The sequence below is a fragment of the Nonomuraea maheshkhaliensis genome, assembly GCF_039529435.1.
GTDB lineage: Bacteria > Actinomycetota > Actinomycetes > Streptosporangiales > Streptosporangiaceae > Nonomuraea > Nonomuraea maheshkhaliensis.
The window spans coordinates 38089-50201 of record NZ_BAAAMU010000034.1; the positions used below are offsets into that span (position 1 = coordinate 38089).

Annotated in this window: 10 protein-coding genes and 1 pseudogene; 6 read left to right on the forward strand and 5 right to left on the reverse strand. The window is 69.9% G+C overall.

Annotated elements, in window-relative coordinates:
- Positions 1-221, reverse strand: a pseudogene (locus ABFX54_RS23400) (hypothetical protein); the annotation flags it as partial.
- Between the two features lie 559 nt (positions 222-780).
- On the opposite strand from ABFX54_RS23400, the gene ruvB reads away from it, so the two are divergent.
- The 6 genes from ruvB to ABFX54_RS23430 all read left to right on the forward strand — a co-directional run bounded on the left by ruvB (position 781) and on the right by ABFX54_RS23430 (position 8546).
- Entirely contained in the window at positions 781-1812 is a 1032-nt protein-coding gene (gene ruvB, locus ABFX54_RS23405) for a Holliday junction branch migration DNA helicase RuvB (protein WP_326639418.1), read from the forward strand.
- Positions 1813-2029: 217 nt separating this feature from the next.
- Complete coding sequence (yajC, locus tag ABFX54_RS23410) at positions 2030-2416, forward strand: preprotein translocase subunit YajC (protein ID WP_346108020.1); 387 nt, start codon at positions 2030-2032, stop codon at positions 2414-2416.
- A gap of 43 nt (positions 2417-2459) precedes the next feature.
- The gene (gene secD, locus ABFX54_RS23415) at positions 2460-4307 is read left to right on the forward strand and encodes a protein translocase subunit SecD (RefSeq protein ID WP_346108022.1); all 1848 of its coding nucleotides are present in this window, start codon (positions 2460-2462) and stop codon (positions 4305-4307) included.
- Between the two features lies 1 nt (position 4308).
- On the forward strand, positions 4309-5304 hold the full coding sequence (gene secF / locus ABFX54_RS23420; protein ID WP_346108024.1) for a protein translocase subunit SecF: 996 nt from the start codon (positions 4309-4311) through the stop codon (positions 5302-5304).
- 343 nt (positions 5305-5647) lie between these two features.
- Positions 5648-6166, forward strand: coding sequence for an adenine phosphoribosyltransferase (locus ABFX54_RS23425; RefSeq protein WP_346108025.1), 519 nt, complete (start codon positions 5648-5650; stop codon positions 6164-6166).
- Positions 6167-6353: 187 nt separating this feature from the next.
- Positions 6354-8546, forward strand: coding sequence for a RelA/SpoT family protein (locus ABFX54_RS23430; protein WP_346108096.1), 2193 nt, complete (start codon positions 6354-6356; stop codon positions 8544-8546).
- A gap of 144 nt (positions 8547-8690) precedes the next feature.
- Here ABFX54_RS23430 and ABFX54_RS23435 read toward each other — a convergent pair whose 3' ends face one another.
- The 4 genes from ABFX54_RS23435 to ABFX54_RS23450 form a co-directional block, all read right to left on the reverse strand.
- Positions 8691-9383, reverse strand: a complete 693-nt coding sequence (locus tag ABFX54_RS23435; RefSeq protein ID WP_346108027.1) for a cupin domain-containing protein — start codon at positions 9381-9383, stop codon at positions 8691-8693.
- On the reverse strand, positions 9281-9763 hold the full coding sequence (locus tag ABFX54_RS23440; RefSeq protein ID WP_346108028.1) for a nucleotidyltransferase domain-containing protein: 483 nt from the start codon (positions 9761-9763) through the stop codon (positions 9281-9283). The genes ABFX54_RS23435 and ABFX54_RS23440 overlap by 103 nt, the downstream gene beginning before the upstream one ends.
- Positions 9764-9917: 154 nt before the next feature.
- Positions 9918-11147: a DUF349 domain-containing protein gene (locus tag ABFX54_RS23445; protein WP_346108029.1), complete on the reverse strand. Its 1230-nt coding sequence runs from the start codon at positions 11145-11147 to the stop codon at positions 9918-9920.
- A gap of 62 nt (positions 11148-11209) precedes the next feature.
- A complete protein-coding gene (locus ABFX54_RS23450) occupies positions 11210-12079 on the reverse strand; it encodes a peptidylprolyl isomerase (RefSeq protein ID WP_346108031.1) in 870 nt (289 codons plus the stop codon).
- Between the last annotated feature and the right edge of the window lie 34 nt (positions 12080-12113).

Sequence of the window (12113 nt, forward strand, 5' to 3'; positions counted from 1 at the left end):
GCCAGGTCCTCGCCCCCGGCCAGGTCCTCGCCCCCGGCCAGGTCCTCGCCCCCGGCCAGGTCCTCGCCCCCGGGCAGGTCCTCGCCCCCGGGCAGGTCCTCGCCCCCGGGCAGGTCCCCGCCAGCGAGCGTGTCGCGTCTACCGGGCGAGTCAGCGCCATCGGGCAGGTCTCGGCTAGTGGGCGTGCCGCGTCTGCTGGACGGGTCAGCGCCATCGGGCAAGCCACCCTCGCTGGGAGTGCCACTGCCACTCTCGCTGGGAGTGCCATTTCCGGCAGACGAGTCACCGTGACCCGGCGATCGGCCCCCACCGGGCATGTCACCGACAGTCGGCGAACCGCTGCCACTGCGCAGGTCGCCGCTACTGCGCAAGCCGTTCCCATCGGGCGAGTCACCGCTACTGGACTGGCCATCCTCACCGGGCAAGCCGTTCCCGCCGGGGGAGTTACCGCCATTGGGCTGGCCGCCTTTGCCGGGAGAGCCGGCGCCATCCGGCCAGCCGCTTCTTCCACCAGGCAAGGCGCTGCCACTGGGCGAGTCGTCGCAGCTGGACAAGCCATTCGCACCGGGCGAGCCGTCTCCACGGGGCGAGCCGCCTTCACCCGGCGACCAGTCGCGAGCGGGCGAGTCACATGCGCCCACACAGCCTCCGTGGGCACCGCTTTCCACCGCGCCCCCCACTCCAGCGTCACGCCTGCCCTCGGTCGGGTCGGCCGGGTTGCCGAGCTGGGTGTCGTGGCGGCTGAGGGCCGGTCCGAGCCGAAGGGGAGGGTGGGGCGCGATGGACTTTGAGAGGGAGATTCTTTCGCCCGCAGCCGGAGGCGACGAGTTGCAGATCGAGGCCGCGCTGCGCCCCAAGCGCCTGAGTGAGTTCATCGGCCAGGGCCGGGTGCGCGAGCAACTGTCCCTCGTGCTCGAAAGCGCCCTGCGCCGCGAGAGCCCGCCTGACCACGTGCTCATGAGCGGCGCCCCGGGCCTGGGCAAGACGACGCTGGCCATGATCATCGCGGCCGAGCTGAACGCGCCCCTGAGAATCACCTCGGGTCCCGCGCTCGAACGGGCCGGAGACCTCGCGGCGATCCTGTCCACGCTGACCGAGGGCGAGGTGCTGTTCATCGACGAGATCCACCGGATGGCCAGGCCCGCCGAGGAGATGCTCTACCTGGCCATGGAGGACTTCCGGGTCGACATCGTGGTCGGCAAGGGCCCGGGGGCGACCGCCATCCCGCTGGAGATCGCGCCCTTCACGCTGGTCGGTGCCACGACCAGGGCCGGGCTGCTGCCGGCGCCGCTGCGCGACCGTTTCGGCTTCACCGCCCACATGGACTTCTACGAGGCGGCCGAACTTGAGCAGGTGCTGCGCCGCTCGGCCAAGCTGCTCGGCGTCGTGCTCCCCGACGAGGCCGCCCACGAGATCGCCAGGCGTTCGCGCGGCACGCCCCGCATCGCCAACCGGCTGCTGCGCCGGGTGCGCGACTTCGCGGACGTGCGCGCGGACGGCGTCATCGACCGCGACGTGGCCTCGGCGGCGCTCAACCTGTACGAAGTCGACGCCGAAGGGCTCGACCGGCTCGACCGGGCGGTGCTCGGCGTGCTGCTGCGGAAGTTCGGCGGCGGCCCGGTAGGGCTGTCGACGCTGGCCGTGGCCGTGGGGGAGGAGCCGGAGACGGTCGAGGTGGTGGCCGAGCCGTTCCTCGTCCGGCAAGGTCTGCTGGCCAGGACGCCGCGCGGCCGGGTGGCCACCGCTGCGGCCTGGACACATCTCGGGATGACACCCCCGCCGGATGCGTTCGGAGCTACGCTTTTCGACTGATTACAGAACGGTTGCAACCGTTTCAAATTGGGAACTTCCCCGCGCGCCGAAACGCTGCCTCGTTGCCGCGTTTCGCAACAAGCGCCTACACTCCGTGGCTTGGCTGGCTGTGTAGGCTGACGGGCTGAGCGGCGCGGCCCGACGCAACGCACGGAATTTCCGGCGCGAGGCCGGTGTCAACTTCTTGTACGACAATGGAAGGTCGCCCCTTATGGACATGGGACAACTCGGAAGCATCCTGCCGCTGATTCTTCTGGTGGTGGTGTTCTACTTCCTGCTGATCCGCCCTCAGCGCAAGCGGCAGCAAGAGGCGGTCCAGATGCAGAACTCGCTGACTCCGGGTGCGCGGGTCATGACCACGACCGGGCTGTTCGCCACCGTCGTCGCGGTGGACAATGAGGATGTCATCCTCGAGGTCGCGCCGGGGATCGAGACCCGTTGGGTGAAGGCGGCCATCGGCCGCGTCGTCACTCCTGGCGACGCCCCGGCCGGCGATGACGAGCCGGTCGAGCAGGAGAGCGCGCTCGACGAGGAGGGCAAGAAGGAGTCCGAGGCCACCGTAGAGCGCAACGGCGACCAGGACTCCAGTACCAAGCAGTCCTGACTAAGCTCTGCGACAAACCCCTATCTGAAAGAATCGACGACCAGTGGCCCGACCGACCAGCCGCCACAGCCGACCGGGGCGTACGCTCCTGGTGCTGCTGGCGCTCATCCTCGCCCTGGGCGGGACGATGTTCCTGCAGCAGGCGTTCACGCCCAAGCTGGGGCTCGACCTCGCCGGCGGTACGACGGTGACTCTGTCGCCCGTGACCTTGAACAACGCGTCGCCGCCCGAGGAGATCCTCGATCGCGCGGTCAACATCATTCGCGATCGGGTCAACGGCACCGGGATCTCCGACGCAGAGGTCGCCAAGTCCGGCGACAACATCATCATCTCCATTCCGGGCGTGGGTCAGAACGAGGCCATCAAACTGGTCGCGACCACCGCGGAGCTGCGCTTCCGTCAGGTGCTCGCCGTTGCGGCCACTCAGGTTCCGCAGGAACTGGCCACCAACGCGCCGACGCCGAGCGCCTCGTCCTCCGCGAGCCCGTCGGCCAGCCCATCCGCTGGGGCCACGGGCTCGCAGCCGGCCAGGAAGCCCTCCAGCTCGCAGTCCGCGTCGACACCCAGCGCCTCGCCCACAGGCAGGGCGCTGTCTTCGGCTCTGACCGCTCCTTCGCCCGCGACCTCGCCCCCGGCCCAGCCGTCCGCGCAGAGCTCCGCGCAGCCGTCGGCCGAGCCGACGGGCACACAGAACGGGCAGAAGCAGGACAAGAAGGGCCAGGACAGCAAGCCGACGGCCAGCCCGACCGGTCAGACCGCCACGCCGCCGCCGCAAGACCCCAACGCCGCCGGAATCGACACCTCCGGGATCGACCCCGCGGTGCTGGCGCAGTTCAACAAGCTCGACTGCGCCGACCCGAAGAACCGCGGCCAGGGCGTCCAGGACGACCCCAACAAGCAGTTCGCCGGCTGTGAGGCCGACGGCTCCTACAAGTACGTCCTCGACGTCGCCAAGGTCGTCGGCACCGACATCGACACCGCCTCCGCGGGCGTCCGCCAGGGCACCACCGAGTGGGTCGTCCAGCTCGACTTCAAGAGCAAGGGCGCGGGCGAGTGGGGCAAGCTCACCACCACCGCGTTCAACTCGCCCGAGCCGCGCAACCAGGTCGCGGTCGTGCTCGACGGCGTCGTCATCACCGCGCCGGTCATCCAGGGCCCGATCCCCGGCGGCCGGGCCGAGATCACCGGCGGCTTCAACCAGGCGACCGCCACCACCCTGGCCGACCAGCTCAAGTACGGCGCGCTGCCGCTGAAGTTCAACCGCAGCTCGATCGACACGGTCTCCTCGACGCTCGGCCAGGACCAGCTTGAGGGCGGCCTGGTCGCGGGCCTCATCGGCCTCGGGCTCGTGGTCGTCTACTGCCTGCTCTACTACCGGGGCCTGGGCATCGTGGCGGTGCTGAGCCTCGTGGTCGCCACGATCATCACGTACACGTCGGTGGTCGTGCTCGGGCACAACGCCGGATTCCGGCTCTCGCTGCCGCACATCATCGGCCTCGTGGTCTCGATCGGCATCACCGCCGACTCCTTCATCGTGTACTTCGAACGCATACGTGATGAGATGAAGGAGGGCAGGCGGACGCTCAGGGCGGCCGTCGAGGTGGCCTGGGTCCGTGCCCGGCGCACGATCCTGATCGCCGACGCCGTCATGTTCATCGCCGCCATCGTGCTGTACTTCCTGGCGGTGGGCGGTGTGGCCGGGTTCGCGTTCGCGATGGGCCTGACCACGCTGATCGACATCGTGGTGGTGTTCCTGTTCACCAAGCCGTTCATCGCCCTGCTGGCCAAGGTGAAGTTCTTCGCCAAGGGGCACCCGCTGTCCGGGCTCGACGCCGAGCGCATGAGCGAGGCGGGCTCGACCGGCCGCACGACCACTCCGCAGGAGGCCTGAGATGGGACTGGGGCGTCGCCTCTACCGCGGCGAGATCGATGTCGACTTCGTCGGCAAGTGGAGGCTGTGGTACAGCCTCTCCGGCCTGCTGCTGGCCGTCTCGCTGGCCGGAATCCTGATCAACGGGCTCAACCTGGGCGTCGAGTTCAGGGGCGGCTCGGTCTTCTCCTTCAAGGCGCCGACCGCGAACATCGAGCAGGTGCGCGAGACCTTCCAGGAGGAGGGCGTGCACCAGCCGATCGTGCAGACGGCCGGCGACCGCTGGCGGGTCACCACCGAGACCCTGTCGGAAGGCACCATGAACCAGGTGCAGACCGCCATCGCGAAGGACTACAGCGTCCCCACCGACCAGGTCGACATCCAGTCGATCGGCGCGTCCTGGGGTGGTGAGGTCTCGCAGAAGGCCTGGATCGGTCTGGCCGTGTTCATGCTGGCGATCATCTTGTACCTGTCGATGGCGTTCGAGCCGAAGATGGCCCTGGCCGCCATCGTCGCGCTCGTCCACGACCTCGTCATCACGGCCGGCATCTACGCTTGGTCGGGCTTCGAGGTCACGCCCGCGACGCTGCTGGGCTTCCTGACCATCCTCGGTTATTCGCTCTACGACGCGGTCGTGGTGTTCGACATGATCAAGGAAGTCACGGCCAAGCTGGGACACACGTCCAAGCAGACGTACTCGATGGCGGCCAACAACGCGCTCAACCACACGCTGATCCGGTCGCTGAACACCTCGCTGGTCGCGATCCTGCCGGTGGCGGCGATCCTGTTCATCGGCACCACGTTGCTCGGCGCGGGCACGCTGAAGGACCTGTCGCTCGCCCTGTTCGTCGGCATGATCGTCGGTACGTACTCCTCGCTGTGCGTGGCGACGCCGCTGCTGGTGACGCTGAAGGAGCGCGAGCCGAAGTACCAGGCCATCGCCAGGAGGATCGCCTCCACGAGCGGCGGTGGCAAGGGGTCCAAAAGTTCCAAAAGCGCGGCCGTAGCCAAGGGATAGCCGCAGCTCCCGTAGGACGCCCTCACCCCGCGCAAGGGTGAGGGCGTCGTCGTGTCCCCGGCCGGTTCGAGCCGCGGGCCCGGGTGGCTCGTCCGCCAGGCCGGGTGCGCCGAGGGACGGGGCCCGGATCCTCACCGGGCGCGCTGTACTCCGGCACTCGCGCCGCGGGACTTCGAGTCCATGGCGCGCCTTCGGGGGCCCTCGCGGGCGCTCAGGGCGTTCTGAGAGGTGCTCGGGTTCGGGGTGGGGCCCGGAATGCACCATCATGGTGCCCGGCATGGTGCCCGGCATGTGACCGGCATGTGACCGGCACAGGGCCGGTGGAGAGAGGCGAAGGACGACGATGACCGAGCTGAGCGCGATGATCCTGGACCGCATCAGGGACGTGCCCGACTATCCCCAACCGGGCGTGATGTTCAAGGACATCACCCCGCTGCTGGCCGACCCGGTCGCGATGGCGGCCGTCGTGGACGAGCTGGCGGGGCTGCACCAGGTCGACAAGATCGTGGGGATCGAGGCCCGCGGGTTCATCCTCGCCGCTCCGGTGGCCTACCGGGCGGGCGCCGGGTTCGTGCCGGTGCGCAAGAAGGGGAAACTGCCCGCCGCGACCCTGGAAGAGTCCTACGATCTGGAGTACGGCTCCGCGACCATCGAGGTCCACCGTGACGCCTTCACGCCCGGCGACCGGGTGCTCATCGTCGATGACGTGCTGGCCACGGGAGGCACCGCGAAGGCCGCCGTCGAGCTCGTGGAGAGGGCCGGAGCCACGGTCGCCGGCCTCGCCGTGCTGATGGAGCTCGCCTTCCTGAAAGGCCGTGACCGGCTGACGGGAGTGGACCTGCACTCCCTCGTGATCGTCTGAGCCCGGCCCGAGGCGGCCCAGGTTCGTCACCTGGATACACTGGGGGATCTGGACTCGAACGTGAGGAGTGACTGCGTGAGGAGTCTGTGTGCCCCGTGATGTGGTCGCGCCCGACGTGACCGACTCAGGCAACGCCGAGGCGCCCGGCGTTCCGTCGGTGCGTCGCAGGCGGTTCGGGGGTGGGGCCATGAATCCGGTGCTGGAGCCGCTGTTCCGTACGGTCCGCGCCACCCACCCCAAGGCCGACCTGCGCCTGATCGAGCGCGCCTACGACGTCGCCGCCTATCATCACCGCGACCAGAAACGGAAGTCCGGCGACCCCTACATCACCCATCCGCTCGCCGTGGCGACGATCCTGGCCGAGCTCGGCACCGACGACGAGACGCTGTGCGCGGCGCTGCTGCACGACACGGTCGAGGACACCGCCTACAGCCTCGACGAGCTGCGCGGCGACTTCGGCGACACCATCGGGTCCCTGGTCGACGGCGTCACCAAGCTCGACAAGGTGAAGTTCGGCGACGCGGCGCAGGCCGAGACCGTGCGCAAGATGGTCGTCGCGATGTCGCGCGACATCCGGGTGCTGATCATCAAGCTGGCCGACCGCCTGCACAACATGCGCACCATGCGCTACCTCCCGGAGCACAAGCGCCACCAGAAGTCGCGCGAGACGCTGGAGATCTTCGCCCCGCTGGCCCACCGCCTGGGCATGAACACGATCAAGTGGGAGCTGGAGGACCTCGCGTTCGCCATGCTCTACCCCAAGCGCTACGACGAGATCGCGCGCATGGTGTCGGAGCGGGCGCCGCGCCGCGACCTGTTCCTGCAAGAGGTCATCGAGAAGGTCTCAGGCGACCTGCGCGAGGCGAAGATCCGCGCCGTGGTCAAGGGCCGGCCGAAGCACTACTACTCGGTCTACCAGAAGATGATCGCGAGAGACGTCGCGTTCGACGACATCTACGACCTCGTGGGCATCCGCGTGCTGGTCGACAGCGTGCGCGACTGCTACGCCGCGCTCGGCACCATCCACGCCAGGTGGAACCCGGTGCCGGGCCGGTTCAAGGACTACATCGCGATGCCCAAGTTCAACATGTACCAGTCGCTGCACACGACGGTGATCGGTCCCGAGGGCAAGCCGGTGGAGCTGCAGATCCGCACCCACGCGATGCACCACAGGGCCGAATACGGCGTGGCCGCGCACTGGAAGTACAAGGAGGAGGTCGGCGCCCCCGGCCCCACCGGCAAGGTCAAGCCGGGCAGCGACATGGCCTGGCTGCGCCAGCTCCTCGACTGGCAGAAGGAGACCTCCGACCCGGGCGAGTTCCTGGAGTCGCTGCGCTTCGACCTGTCGGTCTCCGAGGTCTACGTGTTCACCCCGAAGGGCTCGGTCATCGCCCTGCCCGAGGGGGCCACGCCGGTCGACTTCGCGTACGCGGTGCACACCGAGGTGGGCCACCGCTGCATCGGCGCCCGGGTCAACGGGCGGCTGGTGCCGCTGGAGTCGCGGCTCGGCAACGGCGACACGGTCGAGATCTTCACCTCCAAGTCGCCGGACGCCGGGCCGTCGCGCGACTGGCTGAAGTTCGTCAAGTCGGGCCGGGCCCGTAACAAGATCCGGCAGTGGTTCTCCAAGGAGCGCCGCGAGACCGCGATCGAGGCGGGCAAGGAGGCCATCGGCCGGGCCATGCGCAAGCAGGGCCTGCCGCTGCAGCGGCTCATGTCCGGCGAGGCGCTGCTGGCGCTGGCCCGCGACCTGCGCTACCCCGACGTGTCCGCGCTTTACGCGGCCGTGGGCGAGGGGCACGTCGCGGCGCAGACCGTCGTGCAGAAGCTCGTCTCCTCGATCGGCGGCGTCGACAGCGCCGAGGAGGACATCGCCGAGACCTCGCTACCGACCCGGCTGCGCGGCCGCCCCCGTGGCGGTGGCGGCGCGGGCGTGGTGGTGGCGGGCGACGCCGACGTTTGGGTGCGCCTGTCGAAGTGCTGCACCCCGGTGCCCGGCGACGACATCGTCGGCTTCGTCACCCGGGGGCACGGCGTGTCCGTCCACCGGGCCGACTGCACCAACATCGAGCAGCTCAAGACCCAGCCCGACCGGCTGGTGGAGGTGAGCTGGTCGCCGAGCGACGACAGCGTGTTCCTGGTGGCCATCCAGGTGGAGGCGCTCGACCGGCCGCGCCTGCTCTCCGACGTCACCCGTACGCTGTCCGACCAGCACGTCAACATCCTGAGCGCGTCGGTGACGACCTCGCGCGACCGGGTGGCGATCAGCAAGTTCACCTTCGAGATGGGCGACCCCAAGCACCTGGGCCACGTGCTCAAGGCCGTGCGCAGCATCCAGGGCGTCTTCGACGTCTACCGCGTGAGCGGCGCCGGCGGCTGACACGCGCGCCCGGCCGGCCGCCATCAGCCCCCGGCCGATGGGCGGCGGGCGGCGCCGCTCTGAGCCTGTCAGGCGGCGCTCAGAGCCCGTCAGGCGGCGTTCAGGGCGCGTCAGGCCGCGCCAGGAGCGGGCCGGAGGCGGGGGTCAGCGTTGCCGCAGGTCCGGGAGGTTGACCACGATCGCCTCCTGGGTGCTGCGGGAGATCACCACCACCGCCTCCTGCGCAGGGTCGGGGTTCTCCTCGCGGTGAGGCACGTACGGCGGCACGAACACGTAGTCGCCCGGCCCCGCCTCGATCCGCACCTCCTCGTCGTCCTCCATGAACACGAACGCCGGCCGCCCGCTGACCACGTAGATCGCCGTCTCCGACGCCCCGTGATGGTGATCGGAGGAGCGGGTGGAGGGCGCGACGTGGGTCTGCCCCATCCACAGCCGCGACGACCCGGTGGTGGCGCCGCTCACGGCCGCCAGCCGGCGCATGCCGGAGCTCTGCGCCGTCTCTCCCGAGAGCTCTCCTGCGGCGACGTGACGCAGGCTCTGGTGGAAGGGGTCACCCTGGGACCGGTAACCCTCCCAGAGGCGTCCTCCGGCCCGCTCGAGCACATCCGTGGCGACGGCGGTCAGCCGTACGGGATCGTCGTGAGCGGAAAGCAGCGCGTCGGCCAGTGCCGGATCGTGCGCGCGCAGCTCGCGCAGCAGCCACTTGCCGCTGCCCTGCCACCTGCCGCCCACGCTCAGCGCCGCCCTGGCGGTGGCCTGCACGACCTCCCAGCCGATGAACGCCAGCTCGCCGGGATCGCTCGCCCCGGCCAGGTCGTCGAGCAGGTCGGAGAGCACGTAGCGGGCTTCTGCCCGCCGGGACCGGCCGAGACGCGCTCGCCCAGCACGCTCTGCAGGTCGCTGGCCCGCCCGCCGGTCCTGTCGGTCAGCACGGCGCCCTCGGCGCAGATGCGCGCCAGCGTGGGCTGACGCGACTCGAAGCCCCGCTCGATGTAGGCGGCGAGGCTCGTCTCGCTGTGCGCGAACAGCTCGACCGGCCATCCGTGCCAGCGCAACGCCTCGCGGTAGGGGCGGTCGAGGCCGTCGAGCACCACCACGATGTCGAGATCGGAGGTGCTGGTGCGGCGCTCGGTGAGCACGCTGCCGCCGACGAAGGCGTACAGGGCGCCGGGGAACATCTCTTCGACGAGGGCGCGCGCGGCGGCGACGGGGTCCATGCCGCACAGCCTAGATCAGGAGCCGTCGCTCGCCGCCCGATTCGGCGACGGCCCCCGGAAGGCCGTAAAAGGCCCGTGAACAGCGGGAAAGCGGAGAAAGGCCCGAGTGATCCGGCGAGGGCGAGGGCAGGGGAGTGCGCCGCCCCGCGCCGGACTAACTGAACTCGGTGAGCGTGCGCTCGGCCTCCGCCAGCCACGAACGGCGGGCGGTCAGGGCCTCCTCGGCCTCCTTGACGTCCTTGGCGCGCCCGGCCGCCTGCGCCTTGGCCAGCCGCTTCTCCAGCTGCTCGATCGAGGTGCGCAGCTGGTCGACGGTGCTCTGGGCGCGGGCCCTGGCCTCGGGGTTGGAGCGCTTCCACTCCGCGTCCTCGGCCTTGCGCACGGCCTCGTCGACCTTGCGCAGCCCGCCCTCCAGCCGGTCGCGCTGCTCGCGCGGCACCGGCCCGGCAGCCTCCCACCGCTCCAGGATGTGCCGCAGCGCGGCCCTGGCGGTGCGTACGTCGGTGACCGGCAGGATCTTCTCCGCCTCGGCCAGCAGCACCTCCTTGACCTCGGCGTTGGCCGCCAGCGAGGCGTCACGCTCGGCGAAGACCGCCGAACGGGCCTGGAAGAACTGGTCCTGGGCGCCCTTGAAGCGGGCCCACAGCTCGTCCTCGGCCTCGCGTGAGGCGCGCCCGGCGTTCTTCCACTGCTGCATCAGGTCGCGGTAGACGGCCGCGGTCTGGCCCCAGTCGGTCGAGCCGGCGATGGCCTCGGCCTCGGCGACGATGCGCTCCTTGGCCGCCCGCACGCCCTCGCGCTGCTCGTCGAGCCCCGCGAAGTACTGCTTGCGCCGCTTGGCGAACGCCGTGCGCGCGGCCGACAGCCGCTTCCACAGCGCGGCCTCGGTGACCCGGTCGATGCGATCGGCGGCCTTCCACTCCTCGACGAGCTCGCGCAGCCGCTCGCCACCCGACTTCCAGTGGGTGGTCTCCTCCGCGATGCGCTCGGCCTCGGCGACGATGCGCTCCTTGACCCCCCTGGCCTCTACCCGCGCCTGCTCGCGAGCGGCCTTGACCTCCTCGCGGCGCTGGGCGACCAGCTCCGTCAGGCCGTCGAGCCTGGCCGTCAGCGCCGCCAGGTCACCGATGGCGTGCGCGTCGGCGACGGCCTCGCGCAGCTTGCCGATGCTGGCCTCGGCCTGGGCCGGAGCCAGGTCGGTGCCCCTGACGCGCTGCTCGAGGAGCTGCACCTGGCCGGCCAGCTCGTCGTACTTGCGATGGAAGTAGGCCAGTGCCTCTTCAGGTTCACCGGCCTGCCAGGAGCCGACGGCCCGCTCTCCCTCAGCCGTACGCACGTAGACGGTGCCGTCGTCGTCTACCCGGCCCCACGGGTCGGTGCTCACCGTGTCCTCCCGCACTATCCATCAGACCCTTCGGGACTACTTCGTCCCTAGTTTGTATTACGTCAGCTCTTGCCGGCGATTGTCACGTCTTTGATTTCGACGGTTTGCTTCGGTGCTCCGGTCCCATCTCCCATGTCGGCGATGACGCCTGCTTTGTTCACCTTGTCCAGGATGTCGAGCCCCTTGGTGATCGTACCCACCGGCGTGTAATCCGGGGTGAGTCCGATGTCGCCGTAAACGAGGAAGAACTGGCTGCCCGTGCTGCCCGGCGCGGAGGTCTTGGCCATGGCCATCACCCCGCGCTTGTACTGGGCGCCGGTCAGGTTCTCCTCGGCCATGACGTAGCCGGGGCCGCCGGAGCCGTCCTGGCTCTTGCCGTCGGCCTTGGCGCTCGGGTCGCCGCACTGCAGCATGGGGAACTTGTCGCTGCCGAGCCGGTGGCACTTGCTGCCGTCGTAGTACTTCTTCTTCGCCAGGAACTCCAGCGAGTTGGTCGCGCACGGAGCCTTGGCGTTGTTCAGCTCGACCACGATGTCGCCCAGGTTCGTCTTGAACGTCATCTTCTTCGTGGCGGGCTCGGTCTTGACCTTCGCCGGCGGCATGCCGACGTCCTTGACCTGACCGCCCCCCGCGTCCTTGACGTAGTCGCACGTGCCCGTCGCCGCGTCGTACGGCTTGGGCCCCGTGGCCGCCGACGCCTGGGCGGTGTCGGCGGGCGAGGCCGAGGGCGAGGCGGCCGCCTCCGTGCCCGTGTCGCCGCCGCCGAGCAGCGCGACCGCGGCCACGATGCCGCCCACCACGATCACCACGCCCACGGTGGAGCCGATGATCGCCGTGCGCTTGGCCTTCTGCTCGCGCTCGATGCGGCGTTGCATCTGCCGCTCGTAGTGCTCGCGCGCCAGCTGCTTCTGCCGGTCCTTCCCCGTGGCCACCGCTTTGCCTCCCATAGTCAATCAACTGAGGTGG

Coding starts and splice junctions, on each gene's coding strand:
- ABFX54_RS23440 (WP_346108028.1), bottom strand. CDS start 9,763: ATGGACCCCGTCGCCGCCGCGCGCGCCCTCGTCGAAGAGATGTTCCCC.
- ruvB (WP_326639418.1), top strand. CDS start 781: ATGGACTTTGAGAGGGAGATTCTTTCGCCCGCAGCCGGAGGCGACGAG.
- ABFX54_RS23430 (WP_346108096.1), top strand. CDS start 6,354: ATGAATCCGGTGCTGGAGCCGCTGTTCCGTACGGTCCGCGCCACCCAC.
- secF (WP_346108024.1), top strand. CDS start 4,309: ATGGGACTGGGGCGTCGCCTCTACCGCGGCGAGATCGATGTCGACTTC.
- yajC (WP_346108020.1), top strand. CDS start 2,030: ATGGGACAACTCGGAAGCATCCTGCCGCTGATTCTTCTGGTGGTGGTG.
- ABFX54_RS23425 (WP_346108025.1), top strand. CDS start 5,648: ATGACCGAGCTGAGCGCGATGATCCTGGACCGCATCAGGGACGTGCCC.